Here is a 2,372-nt window from a genome sequence, read left to right as displayed (position 1 = left end):
CTGCGCGCGACGTCGCGGCTGCTGGCGCTGTCCCGCTTCGCCGAGAAGGCCACCTAGTCCGTCGGTCGGAGCATCACGAAGTCGCGCTGCTCGTCGCCGTTGAGCCAGAACGACTTGTGGCCCACCTGGGTGAAGCCCATCTTGGCGTAGAACCGTTGCGCTCGGAGGTTCACGTTGCTGACGCCCAACCACGTGGCGACACTTCCGCGTTCGCGTGCGGCGGTCAGCGCCAGGTCCATCAGCGCGTGCGACGCCCCGGTGCCGTGGGCCTCCGAGAGGACGTACATCTTCGACACCTCCGAGACCGGTCTCGAGGTGACCACGGCGCACACCTCGGGGTCGGTGGGGGCGTCGTGGGCGACGAGCGCGTACCCCACGAGGGCGCCGTCGACGCGTGCGGCGAGGACGTCGTGGTCCGGCGAGGCGAGGTGGTCGCGGAAGTGTGCGGCGGTCAGGTGCCGGGCGATGTGTTCGGCCGTGTCGGCGTCGCTGGTGCCGGGTGGGCAGGCCAGTGGGAACGTGACCGCGGCGACCGTGGCGAACTCCTCGGCCAGGTCGGCATCGGTGTCGATGGTGACGATCAGGTCTGCGGGCACGGTCACTGATTCCAGCACACGCCCGGTGACCGCACGACAACGGTTCAGCTCACATCGCGTCCGCGAAAGATGTCAACCGCTCCGTCCACAGGGAACATGCCTGTGGACAACACCTTTGGTGCATCCGCGTCGGCGGCGCACAGTGCTCGGCATGACATCGCACCCCACGCCCTCGTCCGACCCCATCCCGAACATCGCCACGGCGTCGGAGGCCTTCCACACCGCCGAAGAACTCCGTGAGCGCTGGCGGGCACTGATGGGACCGCTGGGGTTCTCCGAGAGACTGCTGTGGTTCGCCTTCGTCGACACCACCGGACACATCCTGCCCGCGCTCAATCAGCTGCCACTCGACGGCCCGCCCGAGCCCTACCTCGCCGATCTGCTGATGTACCGCTTGTCCGACGTGATCGACGGACACGACGTGGTGAGCGTCGCGATGCTGATCACGCGGCCCGGAAACGACGCGATCACGCCGTGGGATCGCGGGTGGGTCCGACTGTTCACCACCGCCGCTGATCTCGCAGGCGTGACGATCGAGCCGATCTTCCGAGCGAATTCCGTCGATCTCGTCGAGGTGCGGGACAGGCATGCCGACGACGGTCAGTCGGTCGCCTGACGCGAGCGTGTGTGGACGCGCGGTCAGTGATCGTGCGGCATGGGTCCCCAGGCGGGCAGGGGATCGTCGTATCGCCGCCAGACAGCCGCACCCGCGGCGACCTCGGCATCGGTCAGCAGTGCCGGGTCGAGTCGAGCTGCGACCGCACTCGCGTCGAGATGGACGCCGATGAACACGATCTCCTGACCCGGGGTCTCATCGGGGACCGCGGACCAGAGTGCGGCGGGTTCGATCACCAGGTTCGGTCCCGCCTGCGACCAGATCGCGACCACGTCGGCTCGTGACGCCACCCAGCAGAAGCCCTTGCTGCGCAGGATGCCCCGCAGTTGTCCGAGCGCCACCGCGAGGCGGGCGGGGTGGAACGGACGATCGGCCCGGTAGGTCGTCGAGGAGATGCCGTACTCCTCGGTCTCGGGCGTGTGACCGCTCGCGAGCTCGGTCGCCCAGTCCGGGTGGTCGGCGGCGAGATCCGGGTCGTACAGCCCGGTCTCGAGGACCCGGTCCAGGTCGACCACACCACTGTGGGTGCGGATGATCTGTGCCCGCGGGTTGAGGCGTCGCAGGGTCGCCTCGACCGCGCCCACGACGGCGTCGGTGACCAGGTCGATCTTGTTCACGACGATGACGTCGGCGAACTCGACCTGATCGACCAGCAGATCCGAGATGGTCCGGGCATCGCCGTCGGCGGCCTGCAGGGATCGACGCTCAAGGGTGTCGCCGGTGACGATCTCGCGCAGGATCGTCGACGCATCCACCAGGGTCACCATCGTGTCGAGTCGGGCGACGTCGCCCAGGCGGGTGCCGTTCTCGAACTCCCAGTCGAACGTGGCTGCGACGGGCATCGGCTCCGAGATACCGGTGGACTCGATGATCAGCTGGTCGAAACGACCCTGCGCGGCAAGGGCGCCTACCGACTCGACGAGATCTTCGCGCAGTGTGCAACAGATGCATCCGTTGGTCAGCTCGACGAGTTTCTCCTCGGTGCGGTCGAGGTGGCTCCTGCCGCGCGGACCGTCGATCAGCGCTGCGTCGATGTTGACCTCGCTCATGTCGTTGACGATGACCGCCACGCGGCGTCCCTCCCGGTTCGCCAGGACGTGGTTGAGCAGGGTCGTCTTCCCGGCGCCGAGGAATCCGGACAGGACCGTGACGGGCAGGAG

At 68.0% G+C, this 2,372-nt stretch carries 3 protein-coding genes; 1 reads left to right on the top strand and 2 read right to left on the bottom strand.

Features of this window, described 5'->3' with window-relative positions:
• Nucleotides 1-53 precede the first annotated feature (53 nt).
• Nucleotides 54-602 carry a GNAT family N-acetyltransferase gene (locus JHC79_RS22840; RefSeq protein WP_296395219.1) on the bottom strand — a complete coding sequence of 183 codons (549 nt, stop codon included), beginning with the start codon at nt 600-602 and terminating at the stop codon, nt 54-56.
• 145 nt (nt 603-747) lie between these two features.
• Between JHC79_RS22840 and JHC79_RS22835 the strand changes: the two genes are divergently transcribed.
• Nucleotides 748-1,212 (top strand): hypothetical protein, encoded by a 465-nt coding sequence (locus JHC79_RS22835; protein WP_296395217.1) that lies wholly within the window; start codon nt 748-750, stop codon nt 1,210-1,212.
• Between the two features lie 23 nt (nt 1,213-1,235).
• Here JHC79_RS22835 and JHC79_RS22830 read toward each other — a convergent pair.
• Nucleotides 1,236-2,372 (bottom strand): GTP-binding protein (locus JHC79_RS22830; RefSeq protein ID WP_296395215.1); only part of this gene is annotated, 1,137 nt, incomplete at its 5' end.

It is taken from the genome of Williamsia sp. (assembly GCF_016462415.1).
Classification (GTDB): Bacteria; Actinomycetota; Actinomycetes; order Mycobacteriales; family Mycobacteriaceae; genus Williamsia_A.
The sequence above is the reverse complement of the archived record's forward strand: the minus strand, read 5'-3'. Positions and strand labels throughout refer to the sequence as shown.

Bases quoted from the DNA above. Each gene is read 5' to 3' on its own strand.
- JHC79_RS22835 (WP_296395217.1), top strand. From the start codon at position 748: ATGACATCGCACCCCACGCCCTCGTCCGACCCCATCCCGAACATCGCC.